Below are 13,576 nucleotides of genomic sequence, written 5' to 3' on the forward strand. Positions count from 1 at the left end.
TTGAAAGGAAGCGGGACCCCCGCTTTCGCGGGGGTGACGATAAGGGCAATAATCGGCGCCTATTCCGCCGCCACCGCCTGCTCCACCCGCTCCAGCGTCACCGGGGTGCCGTTGAGCACAGCATTGCCCGAAATCGGGTCCATCGCCGCCGGGTCGGTGAGGTCGTTGAGCGAAACGCCAGGCCTTTTCGCCGCGACCGAGAGCCGCGTCCCCGGCTTGTCCTGCCCGAAGCCGTGCGGGATCGAGATCACGCCCGGCATCACATCCTCGCTGACCTCGGCGGCAAGCTGCACCGCTCCAACCCTGCTGCTCACCCGCACCTGATCGCCGGTGGCGATGCCGCGCGCTGCCGCATCGTCGGGATGGATCATCGCGGTGCAGCGATCCGGCCCCTTGGCGAGGCGCGGGCTGTTGTGCAGCCAGCTGTTGTTGTTGCGCACATGCCGTCGCCCGATCAGCAGCAACTGATCCGGCGGCGTGGCTTCGAGCTGGGCGCGCCATTGCTCCAGCGCCTCGAGGCACAGCGGTGGGGCGCAGGCAATCCGCTTGTCCGCCGTGCGCAGCCGATCGGGCAGGCGCTGCACATGCGGTCCGAAATCCACGCCATTGGGGTTGGCCTCAAGCTCCTCCAGCGTCACCTTGTAATCCGATCTTGCCAGCATCGCGGCGAGCGCCACACGCGGCGGCACGATATTGGGTACCGCCTCGCCCTTCGCCGCCAGGATCGCACGCGCCAGTTCCGCCACGATTTCCCAATCGGCCTTGGCGCCTTCTTCCATCGGCAGCGTCGGCGCGGAATAATCGGCATAGTTGCGGATCGCGATGGGGCCGAGCAGCAGCGGATAATGGTCTTTTTCGAGCGGCCCGCACGGCGGCAGGATGTAATGCGCGTGCGCGCTGGTCGCGGTGACGTACATGTCGATCGACACCATCAACTCGAGCTGCGGCAGCGCCTCGCCCCAGGCCCCCGGCGACGACAGCGCGGGGTTGCCCGAGATCACGACCAGCGCCTTGACCTGCCCCTCGCCCGGCGTCGCGATCTCCTCGGGCAGCAGCGCGCTCGGAAACTCGCTGATCACCTCGGGCCGGTTGCCGATGCGCGAGCGGAAGCGATCGTACGTGCCCGGTCCGGCGCTCGCGACCAGATCAATGACCGGCGAGGAGAACATCACTCCACCCTCGCGATCGAGATTGCCGGTGGCGATGTTCAGGAGCTGGATCAGCCAGAGGTTGAGCGTGCCCGCCTCGGTCACCGAGACGCCCATCCGGCCATAGACAACAGCCGGTTCGCCGCTGCCCAGCCTGGCGGCGAGCGCGCGGATCACGGCTTCGTCGATGCCGCAATGCGCGGCGAGCGGCGCAACTTCGAAGCCGCGAATCGCCTGCCACGCCCCATCCCAGCCCTCGTCCAGCATCGGCGCGAGCCGGCCCGGCGAGACCAGCCCCGCCTCGTCGAGCGCCTTGAGCAGGCCGAGCAGCAGCGCGGCATCGGTGCCGGGGCGGATGAAATGGTGCGCGTCAGCGATCTTCGCGGTCTCGGTGCGGCGCGGATCGATGACGACCACCTGCCCGCCGCGCGCCTGCACCGCCTTCAGCCGCTTCTTCACATCGGGCACGGTCCACACGCTGCCATTGCTGGCGAGCGGATTGCCCCCGATGATCAGCATGAAGCGCGTGCGGTCGACATCGGGGATTGGGAACAGCGCATTGTGCCCGTACATCCACATCTGGACGAGCTGATGCGGGATCTGGTCGAGCGTCGAGGCCGAATAGAGCGTGCGCACCCCCAGAGCCTTGCGCAGCAGCCCGGTCTGCGTGCCGGTCGCGTAATTGTGCGCATTGGGGTTGCCCATATAGAGCGCGGGCCGCCCACCCCCTGCGATAATCCCCGCCATCCGCGCGCCGATCTCGGTAAAGGCGGTGTCCCAGTCGATCTCCTGCCACTGATCGCCGACGCGCTTCATCGGGCGGCGCAGGCGATCGGGATCGTCCTGCAGATCGGCGAGCGCAGTCGCCTTGGGGCAGATATGGCCTCTGGACAGCACATGATCCGGATTGCCCCTGATCGACACGACCTTGCGCCCCTGCACCTCAACCAGCACGCCGCAATTGGCCTCGCACAGATGGCAGGTGCGCGCGTGGATGCTGGTTGCCGATTCGCTCGCCATGATGGTCTCTCCCGTTGCTTTTGCCGAAAACGGTATCAGCCGCCCGGCCCCCTGACCAGCCACTGGGAAACCGGCGTTTTCGTAGCGTATGTCAGGTGAGGGTAGCAGATGGTCAGGGTCGCTTGACATGGTCAGCGAATCACGACATATAGTCAGGGTCACATGACAAAAGGTCAGCGTCCTGCGACACCTGACGGAAAGTGGTTGAGATGAAAAACCGGCTGAAAGTGCTGCGCGCCGAGCGCGACTGGAGCCAGGCAGAACTGGGTGCGCGGCTCGATGTCTCGCGCCAGGCGGTCAATGCGATCGAGACGGGCAAATACGATCCGTCGCTGCCACTGGCATTCAGGATCGCCAGGCTGTTCGGCATGACGATCGAGGAGATTTTCGATGATGGAGGCGAGCATGGTTGAAACCGACTGGCAGACCCGCGCTAAGCAGCGCCAGAAACGCATCAATGCCGTGATCGGGACGATGTTCGCGATGGGCCTTGTCTCCGGCTTTCTGGTCGGCTTTTTCGAGGATGAGAATGCCGGGCTGGTCGCGGCGAACAGCATCCCGCCCTGGCTGGCGATCATCAGCGCGATCGTGTTCGTGATCGCGGTCAGCTATGGATCGTGGAAGCTGATGCAGGTGTCCGACGAGCATGAACGCGTCATCCACACCAAGACCACCGTGGTCGCGGGCAATGTGATGCTGATTGGCTATCCTGCCTGGTTCGTCCTGTGGAAGGGCGGGCTGGTGCCCGAGCCGGATGCCCTGTGGCTGTTCCTTGCCGGCATCTTGAGCAGCGCGATCGCCTTTGCCTGGTACAAGTTCCGTTGATTCCCCACCCCCAATACCCCCCAATGAAGAGGATGACCCCATGACAAAATTGTTCAAGACCCTGCGCAGCGGCGCTGCCACGCTGGCCGTCGCTGCCGTCGCCACCATAAGCTTTGCCAGCGAGCCGCTGCTCGCCCAACAGCCGACCTCGGTCGCCGAAGCGCTCGGCCCCGCCCCTGCCCCCGCCGCAAAGGACATCAATCCCGCGATGTGGATCGTGCGTGACAAGGACACGACCATCTATCTGTTCGGCACCGTCCATGTGCTGCGCCCCGGGCTCAACTGGCTGAAGGGCGACATCAAGACCGCGTTCGACGCTTCGGACGAGCTGGTGATCGAGGTGCAGGAACCGGCGGATCCCGCAGCGATGCAGGCGACCGTGAACCAGCTGGCGAGCAACCCGCAGGGCGTGACCCTGCGCAGCCTGCTGACCCCGCCGGTGCTGACCAAATACGAAAAGACGCTGGGCACGCTCAACATTCCGCCGGTGGCGCTCGACCAGTATGAGCCCTGGTTCGCCAGCGTCACGCTGACCACGCTGCCCTTGATGATGCAGGGTTATGACCTGAACAGCGGCGCCGAAAAGGTGCTGATGAGCGCGGCCAAGGCCCAAGACAAGCCAGTCGGCCAGCTCGAGACGGTCGAGCAGCAGCTCGGCATTTTCGACAGCCTGAGCACCGAAGAGCAGGTCGCGTTCCTCGACGTGACGCTCGACGCAGTGCCCGAGGTGACGACGCAGATCGATGCGCTGGTCGACGCCTGGGGCAAGGGCGACCAGGCAACGCTCGACAAGCTGATGAACGAGGGCATGGAGAGCTATCCCGGCCTCTACGATGCGCTGCTGACGAACCGCAACGCCAACTGGGTCAAGTGGATCAAGGCACGGATGGACAAGCCCGGCACCGTCTTCATGGCCGTGGGCGCAGCGCATCTGGTCGGCAAGGACAGCGTGCAGGCGCAGCTGGCGAAGGAAGGTATTCAGAGCGTTCAGGTCACCAGCAACTGATCTCCCCAGATCGTGACCTGGCAGGCCCCGTCAGCGCAGCTGCGCTGGCGGGGTTTGCCGCTCAGAGACTGGCGTTGCGGAAACAGGCGCGAACTTCCCGCACGAAGATATCGGGCACCTCTAGCGCGGCGAAATGCCCGCCCCGGTCCACCTCGTTCCAGTAGATCAGGTTACTGAACCGCTTTTCCGCCCAGCGACGCGACGTCTGGAACAGCTCCTTGGGGAAGATCGTGCCGCCAGTGGGCAGGCTGATCGGATCGAAACCCATGGCGTTGAAGCTGTGCCAGTAGAGCCGCGCCGACGAGGCCGCCGAGTTGGTCAACCAGTAGAGCGTGATCGTATCGAGCAGCGCATCGCGGCTGAAGCCCGAAAACTGGTCGTCGCAATCGGACCAGTTGCGGAATTTCTCGAGGATCCAGGCCATCTGCCCCACGGCCGAATCGGCGAGCGCATAGCCGATGGTCTGCGGCCGTGTCTTCTGGATCGCCGAATAGCCGCTTTCCTTTTCCTGATAATATTGCATCCGCGCCGCCGCGCGCTTTTCCAGGTCGCTCATGTCGCCCAGGGTCGCCGGATCGGGCAGAGCCAGCACCATGTTCGAATGCACCGCCGCGCACGCGCCGAGGTTCTGCCGCGCGATCTCCAGCGTGACACCCGATCCCCAGTCGCCGCCCTGCGCGAAATAACGATCATAGCCGAGCGCGAGCATCAGGTCGTTCCACGCCGTGGCGATCTTGGTAATCGACCAGCCCGTCTCGGTCGGCTTGCCCGAAAAGCCGAAGCCGGGCAGCGAGGGAATGACGAGGTGGAAGGCGTCCGCCGGGTCCGCCGGATTGGTCAGCGGCTCGATCACCTCCATGAATTCGAGCACCGATCCCGGCCAGCCATGCGTCATGATCAGCGGGCGCGCGTTTTCGTGGCGAGAGCGGATGTGGAGGAAATGGATGTCCACCCCGTCGAGTTCGATCAGGAAATTAGGATACGCGTTGAGCGCCGCCTCGCACGCGCGCCAGTCGTACTGCTTGGCCCAATAGGTCGCGAAATCCTGCACCACCGCAAGCGGAATGCCCTGGTCCCAATCGTCCACCTGTTCCTTGTCGGGCCAGCGGGCGGCGCGGATCCGGGCGTGGAGGTCGTCGATCGCGGCCTGCGGCACGTCGATGGTGAAGGGGCGTATCTCGGTCATGGCCTGAGGCTAGACCGCGCTCCCGCCCCCATGCAACTCACAAAAGCTCAGACGGGCCGCGCGCCCGATCCCTTGCCACCGCGATTGGCATATTCCTGGGTGCCGAGGTGATAGACCTTGTCACCGCCCAGCACCGCCTGGTTCGAATAGGTAAAGCCCGGCGTCAGCCCGCGATACAGGTCGTCGAAATTGCGCTCGACCGTCTTGCGGTACAGCTCCTCGAAGCTGTCTATGACGAAATAGGTCGGCTGCATGTCCGAGATGACATAATCGGTGCGCATCACCCGATCGACTTCGAGGTGGATGCGGTTGGGCGACTGCGCCTCGACCGAGAATTTCGCCTCCAACGGCCCGGACAATATGCCCGCGCCATAGGCCTTGATGCCGTCGGCCTCGCGGATCAGCCCGAACTCGACCGTGTACCAGTAGAGCGCGGAAAGCGCCTTGAGGCGGTTGTATGCGAGCGCCTTCCACCCGGCACGGCCATATTCCTGCATGTAATCGGCATAGACAGGGTCGGTCAGCATCGGCACATGGCCGAACACGTCGTGGAACACGTCGGGCTCTGAGATATAATGGAATTCCTCGCGCGAGCGGATGAAATTGCCCGCCGGAAAGCGCCGGTTCGCCAGGTGATAGAAGAAGACGTGGTCGGGGATCAGCATCGGCACCGGCACCACCGACCAGCCGGTGATCGCCAGCAATTCCTCGCTCAAGCTGCCGAAATCGGGCACCCCGCCGCGCCCCAGATCGAGCCGGTCGAGCCCCGCCATGAAGCTGCTCGCCGCACGGCCCGGCAAAACCTGCATCTGCTGCGCGAACAGATCGTCCCAGATTGAATGTTCTTCCGAGGTATAGGCGCGCTGCTGCGGCTCGAGCCAGTCCTCGCCGAGATGGCCGGGGCGGACGAGCGGCGCGACAAAGGTGTCGGCGGGGACATCGGGAATGACCGAGAAATCCACGGCACCGGGCTTGATGAGCAGGCTTTCCATAGCTTTCCCCTGTTGATCGCTGAGAGAGATATAGCACCGGGATAGCGAAAAATCCTGCCTTATCGTTGCCCGATAACGCTACGCCTTAGAAGGTTCTTCCTTTCCTGGGAAAAAAACGGTAAATCCTTGCCATGATTGATCTCGACGCAGAAGATATCCGCATCCTGCGCGCGTTGCAGGACAATGGCCGCATGACCAATGCCGAACTCGCTGAAACCGTTGGCATGTCCGCCTCGCCCTGCTGGCGCCGCGTGCGGCGGCTGGAAGCGGATGGCGTGATCCGGGGCTATGCCGCGCGGCTCAGCAGGCGCGCGCTGGGCCTCGGCGTACTCGCCTATGTCAGCGTCGAAATCGCCGACCATGGCGAAGCGGTGACGCGCGATTTCGAGGCGGCGGTCGCCGATCTCGACGAGGTCATCGCCTGCCACCAGGTCACCGGCGGCGCGGACTATATCCTCACCGTGGTCAGCCGCGACCTCGACAGCTATGCCGATTTCGCAAACACAAAGCTGCGCCCGATCGCGGGGATAAAGGCGATCAGCACGAGCTTCGTGCTGAAAGAAGCGAAGGCGCAGGGCGGGTTGCCGGTTTAGGGGGGTGTCGGGTTTCGGGGATTGGATGTTGCGATCTTTGTGGCGAGTTCTGGGTGGAAAGCGCTTATTCGGCTTTGACCGACGGGCCTTTAGTCACAAGGTCGCGGACCTTGTCGAAATAACACTTCGACTGCTCAGACGTGGCGTTGACCGGTTGATAAAGTTGTTCAGGCGGAGGCCTGCCAAGACCATCCCAATATTCAACTTCGACCCCGCACAATTTTCCTATCTTTTCAGCTTCTACCTGTGTGGGTGGCCGTAGTGCGACCTCCTCATTTGGTTTTAGAGATACCTCCTCAGCCGCCGCAGTTGCAGCATCAGCCGAAGTGTCCACTGGCTGGCACGCACAGACCATAAGCAAGAGCATCAAATATCTCATGTCATATGGCTAACCGTAATTGTGATGACGGCAAAGGGGTCGCTTGCAGACGGGCAGGTTTTTTCTGCGAAGCCCAAATAGCCGCCACTCCCTCCGCTCAGCCTGAGCCTGTCGAAGGCTCCGCTATCCGGCCAGCGTGGGCGCGGGTCCTTCGATTTCGCGGGCTGAAGCCCGCCGCTCAGAGCCTGCCCTGAACGTGTTTCAGGGATGAGCGGAGGTGGTTAGTGTCGTGACCGCAACGGGGGGCGTTCGCGTTTGACGGTATTTTTCAACTAATGTCGAAAGCTTTCGTCCATCGCTGAGCATGAAGGGGAAGTGATTGGGGCCACCGTCTACGCGGGGGCTTCGACAGGCTCAGCCTGAGCGGAGGTGGGGTGCGGACGGCGTGCCTTAGCGCGCAACCTACCCCTGCCCCGCAATCACCCCGTAGAGATCATGCTCATCGGCATCCTCGACCAGAACATCGACGAACGATCCCGGCTCCAGCCCTTGCGGCACGTCGCGCAGATACACATGCCCGTCGATCTCGGGCGCATCGGCCTGCGAACGCCCCGTCGCGCCGATCGAGCCGTCTTCCTCGTCGGGCTCGCCCACTTCGTCGATGATGACGGGCAATGTGCGGCCGACCTTGGCGGCGAGCTTCGCGGCGCTGATGGCGGCGGTCTTTTGCATCAGCCGCTGGTAGCGCTCTTCCTTGACCTCTTCGGGCACCGGATCGGACAGGCTGTTCGCCGCCGCACCTTCGACCGGCTCGAAGCGGAAGCCACCGACGCGGTCGAGCTGCGCCTCATCCAGCCAGTCGAGCAGATACTGGAAGTCCGCCTCGGTCTCGCCGGGAAAGCCGACGACAAAGGACGAGCGGATGGTGATGTCGGGCGCGATCTGACGCCACGCCTTGATCCGGTCGAGCACCTTGGCCTCGTTCGCCGGGCGCTTCATGCGCTTCAATACCGACGGCGCGGCGTGCTGGAACGGGATGTCGAGATAGGGGGTGAGCAGCCCTTCGGCCATCAGCGGTATGACCTGGTCGACATGCGGATAGGGATAGACATAATGCAGCCGCACCCAGGGGGCCTTGCCTTCTGCCGTGCGCAATTGCCCAAGCTCGCGCGCCAGATCGGTCATGTGCGCGCGGACCTGACGGCCCTTCCACTCGCGCGGTTCGTGCCGGGTATCGACACCATAAGCCGAGGTGTCCTGGCTGATGACGAGCAGCTCGCGCGTGCCCGCCGCGACCAGCTTTTCCGCCTCGCGCAGCACCGCATCGATCCGGCGGCTGGCAAGATCGCCGCGCAAGGAAGGGATGATGCAGAACGAGCAGCGATGGTTGCAGCCTTCGGAAATCTTCAGATAGCTGTAGTGGCGCGGGGTCAGCTTGATGCCGCCCTCCGGCACCAGATCGATGAACGCGCCGCGCGCCGGCGGGGCGGCATCGTGCACCGCCTGCACCACGTCCTCATACTGATGCGCGCCGGTGACCGCAAGCACATCGGGGAAGCGCGCGCGGATGACATCGGCCTCGTTGCCCATGCAGCCAGTGACGATGACGCGGCCGTTCTCGGCCATCGCCTCGCCGATCGCCTCGAGGCTCTCTTCCTTGGCGCTGTCGAGGAAGCCGCAGGTGTTGACCAGCACGACATCGGCACCGGCATAATCGCCGGACATCTGATAGCCCTCGGCGCGCAGCTTGGTGAGGATGCGTTCGGAATCGACCAGGGCCTTGGGACAGCCGAGCGAGACCATGCCGACTTTCGGCGGGGCGGGGATCGTGATGGGGGTGGACATGATGGCCGGGCGCATAGGCGTTTTGCAGCGGTTTGTCATCGGTGAAGTGCGATGGCGCCGAGCGGACGGGAGGCGGGCCAGCTCAGCTCCGCCGCGCGCCCGCCTCGTACCAGCCGCGCGAGCGCTTCACCATAGCCACGATGGTTAGCATCACCGGAACTTCGACGAGCACGCCGACCACGGTCGCGAGCGCCGCACCCGAATTGAGGCCGAACAGCGCGATCGCGGCCGCCACCGCCAGCTCGAAGAAGTTCGATGCCCCGATCAGGCAGGAGGGCGCGCCGATATTCCAGGCCACACCCAGCTGGCGGTTCATCCAATAGGCCAGAAAGGCGATGAAATAGACCTGGATGAGAATCGGCAACGCGAGCAGCAGGATGACCAGCGGGCTAGCGAGAATCGTCTCGCCCTGAAACGCGAAGAGCAGCACCAGCGTGCTCAGCAGCGCGAGCAGCGACAGCGGCTGGATGCGCCCCAGAAACCGTTCGAGCGTCGCTTCGCCACCCTGGGCCAGCAGCGCGCGCCTGAGAACCTGCGCGATGATCAGCGGGATGACGATGTACAGCCCCACCGACAGCAACAGCGTATCCCACGGGATGGTGATCGAAGCGACGCCGAGCAGCAGCCCGACGATCGGGGCAAAGGCGACGAGCATCACCGTGTCGTTGAGCGCGACCTGGCTGAGCGTGAAATTCGCGTCGCCGTTGCACAGGTTGGACCAGACGAAGACCATCGCGGTGCAGGGTGCCGCTCCCAGCAGGATCAGCCCCGCGATATAGGACGGGATTTCGCCTGCCGGTAGCAGCGGCGCGAACAGCCATTCCAGGAAGATGATGCCGAGCACCGCCATGGTGAACGGCTTGACCGCCCAGTTGACGAACAACGTCACGCCGATGCCGCGCCATTGCGACCCGACCTCGCCCAGCGCGCCGAAATCGATGCGGATCAGCATGGGGATGATCATCAGCCAGATCAGCACCGCCACGGGCAGGTTGACCTTGGCCACTTCCGCAGCGGCGACCAGCGCGAAAAAGCCGGGCATCAGCGCGCCCAGACCAATTCCCGCGACGATGCACAGGGCAACCCAGAGGCTCAGATATTTCTCGAAAAAGCCGATCCCCGCTGGCGGCGCAGCGGTCTCGGCGGTCAGGCTCTGGGTCATGAAATCGGTTCTTTTCCTGGGGTGGCACCGCTCATCTGGCCGATACGGGCCAGAACCGGAGGGAAATCGGGCGAGGCGATCGCGGAAAGATCGCATGCGAGCAGCGCTGCGATCCGCGCCTGCATCTGATCGTATGCGGCTTCGAAGGCGGCGCGCTGGCCTTCGCCTTCGACCGCAGCCGGATCGGTAATGCCCCAGTGCGCCTTGATCGCGCGGCCGGGGAAGATCGGGCAGAGCTCGCCTGCGGCATTGTCGCACACAGTGATCACGATATCGATCGGCGGCGCGCCGGGCGCGGCGAACTCGTCCCAGCTCTTGGACCGGAAGTCGCCCGTGATTCCGCGCTCGGCCAGCACCTGCAATGCCATAGGGTGCGGCGCGGCCTTGGGGAAGCTGCCCGCCGAGTGCGCCTCGATCAGCCCGCCGCCCATATGGTTGGCAAGCGCTTCGGCCAGGATCGAGCGCGCCGAATTGCCGGTGCACAGGAACAGGATGCTGGTCACGGCGCGCGATCCGATCACATCGTCGGGCAGCAGGTGGTTTCGGGCGCGCTCAACGCACCCTTGGCAAGCGGGCCGGGGTCGCCATAGACCGTCGCCTCGCCATCGGTGTAAAAGGCCTCCCAAACGATACCATTGGGATCCTTGACCCAGCTCTTTTCCGATCGGGCATAGCAGCACGTGGTCTTGCCCTCTTCCAGCACCGGCTGGTCGGCCTTGGCGAGCCCGGCATAAACCTCGGCCAGCTCCTCGGTGTTTTCCGCCTGGATGCCGAGATGCTCGATGCCCTCGCTCGCGCCGCAGCCTGCGACCGAGATGGCGAAATTGACGCGCGGATCGTCGAGTTGCCACTTGGCGTAATCGGGCTTCACCACCGTCGGCTCTGCGCCGAACATCGCGGAATAGAAGGCGATCGAGCCATCAAGATCGCGGGTCTTGGCGTGGACATGCATGCGCTTCATCGGTCTTCTCCTTGGGTGAGCGGGTTCAGCAGCCAGAGCCCCGGCAGCAATTTTCGGTAAGGAAGCCGACCAGCGCGGCCATCGCAGCGAAATCGGCGGAATAGATCAGCGACCGGCTCTCGCGGCGCTGCACGATCAGCCCCGCCTGCATCATCTGGTTGAGGTGGAAGGACAGCGACGAGCGCGGAATGCCGAGCCGGTCGGCCAGATCGCCCGCGCTCACGCCATCGGGGCCAGCCTGGACGAGAAGACGAAAGGCGGCGAGCCGATGCTCCTGCGCCAGCGCGGCAAGCGCGGCGATGACCTCCGCGCTGCCCAAAACGTGACCCTCTGCAGACGAAGCAGCAACTGGCGAACATGAGACGAATGTTGATTCCATATTTCCAATATTATGGAAATGAAAGTAAGAGTCAACCCGTCGCACGGTAAACTTTTCGTCAACCATTTTGCCGCAATTTTGCCGCGATGTCTCCCCGCTTTGCCCCCTTGCCCGTTCTGGCGATGGCCGCCGCGTTGCTGTTCGCCGCGCCCCTGGCCTCGGCGCAGGAGCCGATGCTGCAATGCGTGCCCTATGCCCGGCAGGTCAGCGGCATCCAGATCTTTGGCGATGCGCACAGCTGGTGGCAGCAGGCGGAGGGCAAATACCAGCGCGGCCAGCGGCCTGCAGTCGGCGCGGTAATGGCGTTCAAGCCTTATCGCTCGATGCAGCTTGGCCATGTCGCGACGGTCGCCAAGGTGATCGACAAACGCCGCGTCCTGCTCGATCACGCCAACTGGTCGCCGATCGACGGCCGCAAGGGACAGATCGAGCGCAATGTGCTGGCCGAGGATGTCTCGGCTGCCAATGACTGGAGCGAGGTACGCGTCTGGTACACGCCGATCGGCGCGCTGGGCACGACGCGCTATCCGGTGCACGGCTTCATATACCCGCAGGGCCGCGCGCCGAGCCAGCTGCAGGTCCCGCCGGTGCAGATCGCCTCAGCCGATCGCAGCGATGGGCGCCTGAGCCGCGAGGAACGCCAGGCGCAGCGTCAGGCCGAGAAGGAGGCGAAGCGCCGCCTGAAGCAGATCGAGAAGCAGCGCCGCGAATATGCGAAATATCTGAAACGCCAAGAGAAGGTGCGCAAGGCGACGGCCCAGGCGTCGCCGGCCCCGGTGCCCCGCCTGCCGGTCGATCCAATCGGTGACCTGATCGCTTCAACCGGCAGCTGAGCCGGGCGTTCAGGCCTTGGCGACCGGCGCGTCCTCGCCCAGATCCTTGTACCATGCCTCGACCGGGCCGCTCAGCTTCAGCGTCAGCGGCTGGCCCTTGCGGTCCATCGTCTTGCCCGCCTGCACCCGGATCCAGCCCTCGAAAATGCAATATTCCTCGACATTGTTCTTCTCGACACCCTTGAACCGGATGCCGATGCCGCGGCCGAGCAGATCGGCGTCGAAATGGGGGCTGCGCGGATTGATCGCAAGCCGGTCCGGCGGCACGTCCGCAGCGCCGGTCGAAGCGGCGGGGGTCTGTTCGGGGGTTTCCGGGGTCTCGGTCATCATGGGGTCCGTTCTGGCAAAATCGTGCCGCGCCTTTAGCCAGCCCTAGCGGACATCGCAATAGACCTGCCGGATGATCCCCCGGTCGAGCAACAGCTGAAACAGCCGCGCGGCGCGATCCGGGCTGGACAGATCGGTAACCTCGCCGGACTCGTCGACCGCCGCGCTAGCCACGACCAGCCGCAACACCGCCAGCGGGTCGGTGGTCAGCACCCGGCCCCGGCGCGGGGTGGACGCGGCGTTCACGCCGACCACCCTGCCCTGCTCGTCAAAGGTCGGCCCGCCGCTGATGCCGCCGAGCGGCCCATCGAAACTGGGGACACGTTCGGCTTCGGCCCAGGCCAGGATCGGCTCGCTCTGCCCGGCAGGGCCACCGCGCGAGGCATAGGCGGCGCCCAGAAAGCGCGAGACCACCACCGCCGGATTGCCTGCGGGGAAACCCATATGATAGCCAAACGCGCCCTCCTCCGGCAGTTCTTCGGTCAGCGCGAGCGCGAATTCGGGAAGCGGCCCCTGACGGATGACCGACGCATCGGCCTCGCCGCTTTCGAGGACGTCGCTGATCGCATCGACGCCGTCCTCGGCAACCAGCCCGATCCGGTCGCAGCCATGCGTGACATGCTGCGCGGTCAGCCAGGTGCCGTCACGATCAACGGCGAAAGCCGTGCCCTGGCTGTCCTGCTGCGGCCCCGGATCGGCGATGACAAAGCTCTCCCCGATATCGGGCATCGGGCGGCGCGGGCTGCGCGGGTCGAACTGTTCGACGCTGAGCGGCGCATCGCCCCATTCCTCTTCGCTGCCGCCAAACCAGACGATCAGCAGCACCGCCCCCAGAACCCAGGGCAGGCAGCCCCGGCGGTTGGAAGTCCGCGCCTTGCTCATGCGCCCCGAGCGCTTTCGGAACCTTCCGTCATCTTGTGCATAATTGCGACGCTACCGGCACTGGCGACAGAATCAAGCGGCTAGGCGAAGTTCGGCTG

At 64.5% G+C, this 13,576-nt stretch carries 16 protein-coding genes; 5 read left to right on the forward strand and 11 right to left on the reverse strand.

The features are described from left to right. Window positions 1–59: 59 nt before the first annotated feature. The gene (locus tag OPU69_RS12005) at window positions 60–2,168 is read right to left on the reverse strand and encodes a molybdopterin oxidoreductase family protein (protein ID WP_498511303.1); all 2,109 of its coding nucleotides are present in this window, start codon (window positions 2,166–2,168) and stop codon (window positions 60–62) included. A 209-nt stretch (window positions 2,169–2,377) separates the two neighbouring features. Here OPU69_RS12005 and OPU69_RS12010 point away from each other — a divergent pair, with 209 nt between their 5' ends. Genes OPU69_RS12010 through OPU69_RS12020 form a run of 3 tightly spaced genes read left to right on the forward strand, consistent with a single transcriptional unit; the run spans window position 2,378 to window position 3,999 of the window. After that, window positions 2,378–2,581 (forward strand): helix-turn-helix transcriptional regulator, encoded by a 204-nt coding sequence (locus OPU69_RS12010; protein ID WP_060977315.1) that lies wholly within the window; start codon window positions 2,378–2,380, stop codon window positions 2,579–2,581. Next, window positions 2,559–2,993 carry a hypothetical protein gene (locus OPU69_RS12015; RefSeq protein WP_498511305.1) on the forward strand — a complete coding sequence of 145 codons (435 nt, stop codon included), beginning with the start codon at window positions 2,559–2,561 and terminating at the stop codon, window positions 2,991–2,993. Before OPU69_RS12010 ends, OPU69_RS12015 begins: the two co-directional genes overlap by 23 nt. 40 nt (window positions 2,994–3,033) lie before the next feature. Beyond that, window positions 3,034–3,999 (forward strand): TraB/GumN family protein, encoded by a 966-nt coding sequence (locus tag OPU69_RS12020; protein WP_498511307.1) that lies wholly within the window; start codon window positions 3,034–3,036, stop codon window positions 3,997–3,999. 61 nt (window positions 4,000–4,060) lie between these two features. Here OPU69_RS12020 and OPU69_RS12025 read toward each other — a convergent pair whose 3' ends face one another. Together OPU69_RS12025 and phhA are read right to left on the reverse strand one after the other, a co-directional pair. Then, window positions 4,061–5,185, reverse strand: coding sequence for an epoxide hydrolase family protein (locus tag OPU69_RS12025; protein ID WP_060977312.1), 1,125 nt, complete (start codon window positions 5,183–5,185; stop codon window positions 4,061–4,063). Window positions 5,186–5,232: 47 nt separating this feature from the next. Further along, the gene (phhA, locus tag OPU69_RS12030) at window positions 5,233–6,177 is read right to left on the reverse strand and encodes a phenylalanine 4-monooxygenase (RefSeq protein WP_498511310.1); all 945 of its coding nucleotides are present in this window, start codon (window positions 6,175–6,177) and stop codon (window positions 5,233–5,235) included. A 131-nt stretch (window positions 6,178–6,308) separates the two neighbouring features. Between phhA and OPU69_RS12035 the strand changes: the two genes are divergently transcribed. Then, window positions 6,309–6,770: an Lrp/AsnC family transcriptional regulator gene (locus OPU69_RS12035; protein ID WP_196490324.1), complete on the forward strand. Its 462-nt coding sequence runs from the start codon at window positions 6,309–6,311 to the stop codon at window positions 6,768–6,770. Between the two features lie 64 nt (window positions 6,771–6,834). On the opposite strand, the gene OPU69_RS12040 is transcribed toward OPU69_RS12035, so the two are convergent. The 6 genes from OPU69_RS12040 to OPU69_RS12065 all read right to left on the reverse strand — a co-directional run bounded on the left by OPU69_RS12040 (window position 6,835) and on the right by OPU69_RS12065 (window position 11,376). Then, window positions 6,835–7,104 carry a hypothetical protein gene (locus OPU69_RS12040; RefSeq protein WP_498511312.1) on the reverse strand — a complete coding sequence of 90 codons (270 nt, stop codon included), beginning with the start codon at window positions 7,102–7,104 and terminating at the stop codon, window positions 6,835–6,837. Between the two features lie 447 nt (window positions 7,105–7,551). Beyond that, window positions 7,552–8,949 (reverse strand): 30S ribosomal protein S12 methylthiotransferase RimO, encoded by a 1,398-nt coding sequence (gene rimO / locus OPU69_RS12045; RefSeq protein WP_498511314.1) that lies wholly within the window; start codon window positions 8,947–8,949, stop codon window positions 7,552–7,554. Between the two features lie 67 nt (window positions 8,950–9,016). After that, complete coding sequence (gene arsB / locus OPU69_RS12050) at window positions 9,017–10,096, reverse strand: ACR3 family arsenite efflux transporter (RefSeq protein WP_498511316.1); 1,080 nt, start codon at window positions 10,094–10,096, stop codon at window positions 9,017–9,019. Beyond that, window positions 10,093–10,617 (reverse strand): arsenate reductase ArsC, encoded by a 525-nt coding sequence (locus OPU69_RS12055; RefSeq protein ID WP_231736401.1) that lies wholly within the window; start codon window positions 10,615–10,617, stop codon window positions 10,093–10,095. The genes arsB and OPU69_RS12055 overlap by 4 nt, the downstream gene beginning before the upstream one ends. Then, window positions 10,614–11,057 carry an ArsI/CadI family heavy metal resistance metalloenzyme gene (locus tag OPU69_RS12060; RefSeq protein WP_060977743.1) on the reverse strand — a complete coding sequence of 148 codons (444 nt, stop codon included), beginning with the start codon at window positions 11,055–11,057 and terminating at the stop codon, window positions 10,614–10,616. Before OPU69_RS12060 ends, OPU69_RS12055 begins: the two co-directional genes overlap by 4 nt. Window positions 11,058–11,082: 25 nt before the next feature. Continuing rightward, a complete protein-coding gene (locus tag OPU69_RS12065; protein WP_060977744.1) occupies window positions 11,083–11,376 on the reverse strand; it encodes an ArsR/SmtB family transcription factor in 294 nt (97 codons plus the stop codon). Window positions 11,377–11,522: 146 nt separating this feature from the next. Between OPU69_RS12065 and OPU69_RS12070 the strand changes: the two genes are divergently transcribed. Next, window positions 11,523–12,269, forward strand: a complete 747-nt coding sequence (locus OPU69_RS12070) for a CHAP domain-containing protein (RefSeq protein WP_060977745.1) — start codon at window positions 11,523–11,525, stop codon at window positions 12,267–12,269. A gap of 9 nt (window positions 12,270–12,278) precedes the next feature. Here the strand turns inward: OPU69_RS12070 and OPU69_RS12075 are convergent, their stop codons facing one another. Then, the gene (locus OPU69_RS12075; protein ID WP_498511357.1) at window positions 12,279–12,596 is read right to left on the reverse strand and encodes a DUF3297 family protein; all 318 of its coding nucleotides are present in this window, start codon (window positions 12,594–12,596) and stop codon (window positions 12,279–12,281) included. Between the two features lie 45 nt (window positions 12,597–12,641). After that, entirely contained in the window at window positions 12,642–13,478 is an 837-nt protein-coding gene (locus tag OPU69_RS12080; protein ID WP_498511320.1) for a S1 family peptidase, read from the reverse strand. Between the last annotated feature and the right edge of the window lie 98 nt (window positions 13,479–13,576).

It is taken from the genome of Blastomonas sp. 34TW (genome assembly GCF_059803595.1).

Excerpts from the sequence above, each read along its gene's own strand:
- phhA (WP_498511310.1), bottom strand. The coding sequence starts at position 6,177 with ATGGAAAGCCTGCTCATCAAGCCCGGTGCCGTGGATTTCTCGGTCATT.
- OPU69_RS12005 (WP_498511303.1), bottom strand. The coding sequence starts at position 2,168 with ATGGCGAGCGAATCGGCAACCAGCATCCACGCGCGCACCTGCCATCTG.
- OPU69_RS12070 (WP_060977745.1), top strand. The coding sequence starts at position 11,523 with ATGTCTCCCCGCTTTGCCCCCTTGCCCGTTCTGGCGATGGCCGCCGCG.
- arsB (WP_498511316.1), bottom strand. The coding sequence starts at position 10,096 with ATGACCCAGAGCCTGACCGCCGAGACCGCTGCGCCGCCAGCGGGGATC.
- rimO (WP_498511314.1), bottom strand. The coding sequence starts at position 8,949 with ATGCGCCCGGCCATCATGTCCACCCCCATCACGATCCCCGCCCCGCCG.
- OPU69_RS12075 (WP_498511357.1), bottom strand. The coding sequence starts at position 12,596 with ATGACCGAGACCCCGGAAACCCCCGAACAGACCCCCGCCGCTTCGACC.
- OPU69_RS12080 (WP_498511320.1), bottom strand. The coding sequence starts at position 13,478 with ATGAGCAAGGCGCGGACTTCCAACCGCCGGGGCTGCCTGCCCTGGGTT.
- OPU69_RS12010 (WP_060977315.1), top strand. The coding sequence starts at position 2,378 with ATGAAAAACCGGCTGAAAGTGCTGCGCGCCGAGCGCGACTGGAGCCAG.
- OPU69_RS12035 (WP_196490324.1), top strand. The coding sequence starts at position 6,309 with ATGATTGATCTCGACGCAGAAGATATCCGCATCCTGCGCGCGTTGCAG.
- OPU69_RS12015 (WP_498511305.1), top strand. The coding sequence starts at position 2,559 with ATGATGGAGGCGAGCATGGTTGAAACCGACTGGCAGACCCGCGCTAAG.
- OPU69_RS12025 (WP_060977312.1), bottom strand. The coding sequence starts at position 5,185 with ATGACCGAGATACGCCCCTTCACCATCGACGTGCCGCAGGCCGCGATC.
- OPU69_RS12060 (WP_060977743.1), bottom strand. The coding sequence starts at position 11,057 with ATGAAGCGCATGCATGTCCACGCCAAGACCCGCGATCTTGATGGCTCG.
- OPU69_RS12020 (WP_498511307.1), top strand. The coding sequence starts at position 3,034 with ATGACAAAATTGTTCAAGACCCTGCGCAGCGGCGCTGCCACGCTGGCC.